We start from the raw sequence: 2,977 nt of genomic DNA, 5'->3' as shown, positions 1-2,977 counted from the left end.
AAAATGGCTCGAGTATGATCCTTATTTTGCTTCCTATCTAACCTCTTACCTCTACTTCGGGTACCAACTTAGTATCAGCAGGAACCAACTTTTGAAGTTGGGGAAAGAGAAAGTTACGGGAAGATAGAATACAATTAAGCAAATTCTATGAAGTCACCATATATCTCTATTAACTTTTGTTTATCCTGATCATCTAATATTGGTGTAGCAATATAAAGAAGTTGTTTTGCTCTACTACATCCCACGTAAAATATGCGAGTAGACTCATTAGCAGAATCAATATCAGGTGATACTAAATCGTTTTTATCTTCTAAATATAAAAGTACAGATTGAAATTCAGCTCCTTTAACACTATGTATCGTTCTGTATACATCCTTTTTTATTTCACTTAACTTTACAGTATTTATAAGTAAATCCACTTTAGTTTCTACTGCAAAGTCCTTAAGTGGACTTCTTACTATCTTCGATAAATGTAATTTCTTAAATTTCAAATAATCACATAATTTATTATAAAAATCCCTTAATGAAATATTACTGTCATTTTGAAGTTGTGTTGAAAGAAATTCTAAAATATTTAATGCTAAACCCTTAACATGAGATTTTTCATAGTAACTATCCTTAAAAGGAGGAATGAGTTTACCATTTTTCCTAACTATTAATGCACTTGCAATTTCATTTACTGCTAAATCAAAAAAGCCCTCTAAATAATATCTAAATCCTTTTAATATTTTCATTAGGAACGTACATCTATCTGCATCTAATTCCTTAAAACTCTCCCAAATATCATTAGTTTCTATAGATGTCTTCATAAGATTAACATGTTCATTTTTATAAGCGATTATTGAAAAATCATCATTTAAATTTAATTCGTTTCTTTTCAAGTTAAATGATTCAATAATAAGATTAATTGGACTTTCATCAGTATATTGGTAAATATAAATATAATTATCTAACTCTTTTTTAATACATTCTTGTTCAATCGTATCATTTCTAATTGCGTTTAAAAAATTTACAATTTTATTACCACAACGTCTATTATCTCTAATCATATAATTATGTTGTCCTGACAAATTAAAATCTATAAAAGCTTGCCTTTTTGCCCCTTGAAATTTGAAAATTGATTGTGCTGAATCTCCAACAGTTCCTACTATACTACCAGCTTCAAATATAATCTTAATAATTTCAGTCTGAACATCATTTGTATCCTGAAATTCATCTAATACAATATATGTAAAAACACTCGATAGCGCAGTTGCAATCCTTGGATACTCTTTTAATAATTTATAAGATAAATAAAGAACGTCATCATGATGAATAATGCCTCTTTTCCAACAATACTTTTTATATTTTATGAAATCTTCTGTTCGAATTGATGCTCCTCCACTATAGTTCCTACTAATTAGAGAAAAATCCCCATTTTCGAATTTCCATTGTAGACTTGAAAGTTTATTTCGAATTTTATTAGATGTATCTTTACTCCAATTCAAATAATTTAGGGTTCCTTGTTTATTGGATTTACCTTTATTCAAAATGCATTCAGCAGTAACTATACAGTGATATTTCGAGAACATGGAGTATCGTTTAAGCGTTTATGGATGAAAGAAGTGCTTTCGTATGAAGATATTGAGCAAATCCGTTATGTCAAAACCAGAGCTAAGATGGGATATGCCTATACAATTGAAGTAAAACGGAAAGATAAATGGAGTTCCATCTACTTTTCTACTACGTTTTTAAAGAATGCGAAAGAACGGGAACGTTTTAAAAGAGCTTGGAGAAAACACACCAATATGAATTTTAAGCACCGAAAGGGTTATTTTCTTTATTAATGTGGATAGGAAGTTGGCAATAAAAAAGGGACATTTATTTTATGCCCCTTAACTATTCTTCTTTATTATGAAGATATTGAAATTGTTCTTCTTTTGAATTTACCTTTATGAGATCGGCTTCTACTTCGTTGCCATTTGCGTATTTAATGGTCATGGTTTCATCTGAATCAAAATCGCTGATATAGTACCCTGCGTATTCAGGTTGGTCATGCAATTCCCAATACGTTCCATTCTCATAATACAAAAGAGTTAAGAGCTTATCTTGATTGAAATAGGTAGCAGAATCAAATTGTAGGTCTTTGTTGAAGTGTACTTTCACATGATCTCCTGATTCTGCATAGCGAAATGGAGTGGCTTTTTCATCAAATGCTATCTTAATAACTTTTGTCCTTCCATCGAATTCACTATAGTAGAGATTGCTATTTTGTAGCAAGTCAATCAGATGGTCATAGGTAAGGTCTTTTTGAATGTCTATGTAGAGCTGTTGCAATTCATCGTATTCGATAGAAACTTCCAGTTCTTTTTCCACTTTTTCTTCCTGCTTCTGCTCTTCTGTTTTCTGCGACTCTTCTGATTGCTGTTCAGTTTCTTTTGGTTGAGATTGGTCTGTTTCTTCCATTCCACATGCAGTAATAAACAGTAAAGATAATAAGCACAGTATTAAAGATTTTATCTTCAAAAAAGCACAACCCCTTTCGAGAATTATATTTTAATTTTTCTATTTACAATTATAACAAAACACTTTACAGAAAGGAGTTTTTAAAATGAATGAACAACCTATACAAGAAAAGAAGTCTAAATCTAAAATTCTATCATTAGTTATTTTGGGTAATCGGATTATACGGTTGAAAACCATTAATTTATAATATTTGTTCATGTATATAAAAAACGGATTATTGAGTTGAAGACTACCATAACAGGTGGTCTTTTTTAATACACAAATAAATTTATAAATATTTATACTTACATGGTTGAAAATGTGTTTAGAAACATTTATTATAAGTGTCAAGGAGGTGATTTACTTATTGGCTCGTAAAACATTTACCACCACAATAGAAGAAGACTTACAAAAAGCCTTCAAGGAAACTTGTGCCGAAAAAGGCGAAAAGATGAATGATGTTATCGAAGCCTTTATGCAAGGCTACATCAAC

Annotated in this window: 3 protein-coding genes; 1 reads left to right on the top strand and 2 read right to left on the bottom strand. The window is 30.3% G+C overall.

The window, feature by feature from the left end; genetic code table 11:
- Nucleotides 1–134: 134 nt before the first annotated feature.
- Entirely contained in the window at nt 135–1,529 is a 1,395-nt protein-coding gene (locus ACFPOH_RS01800) for a UvrD-helicase domain-containing protein (protein ID WP_390308713.1), read from the bottom strand.
- Between the two features lie 66 nt (nt 1,530–1,595).
- On the opposite strand from ACFPOH_RS01800, the gene ACFPOH_RS01795 reads away from it, so the two are divergent.
- Complete coding sequence (locus ACFPOH_RS01795) at nt 1,596–1,826, top strand: hypothetical protein (protein WP_390308712.1); 231 nt, start codon at nt 1,596–1,598, stop codon at nt 1,824–1,826.
- Nucleotides 1,827–1,878: 52 nt separating this feature from the next.
- Here the strand turns inward: ACFPOH_RS01795 and ACFPOH_RS01790 are convergent, their stop codons facing one another.
- Nucleotides 1,879–2,505: a hypothetical protein gene (locus ACFPOH_RS01790; RefSeq protein ID WP_390308711.1), complete on the bottom strand. Its 627-nt coding sequence runs from the start codon at nt 2,503–2,505 to the stop codon at nt 1,879–1,881.
- Nucleotides 2,506–2,977: the final 472 nt, after the last annotated feature.

The organism is Ureibacillus suwonensis (assembly GCF_042655065.1).
Taxonomy (GTDB): domain Bacteria; phylum Bacillota; class Bacilli; order Bacillales_A; family Planococcaceae; genus Ureibacillus; species Ureibacillus suwonensis.
Note: the sequence above shows the minus strand (reverse complement) of the source record. Positions and strands in the feature narration are given on the sequence as shown.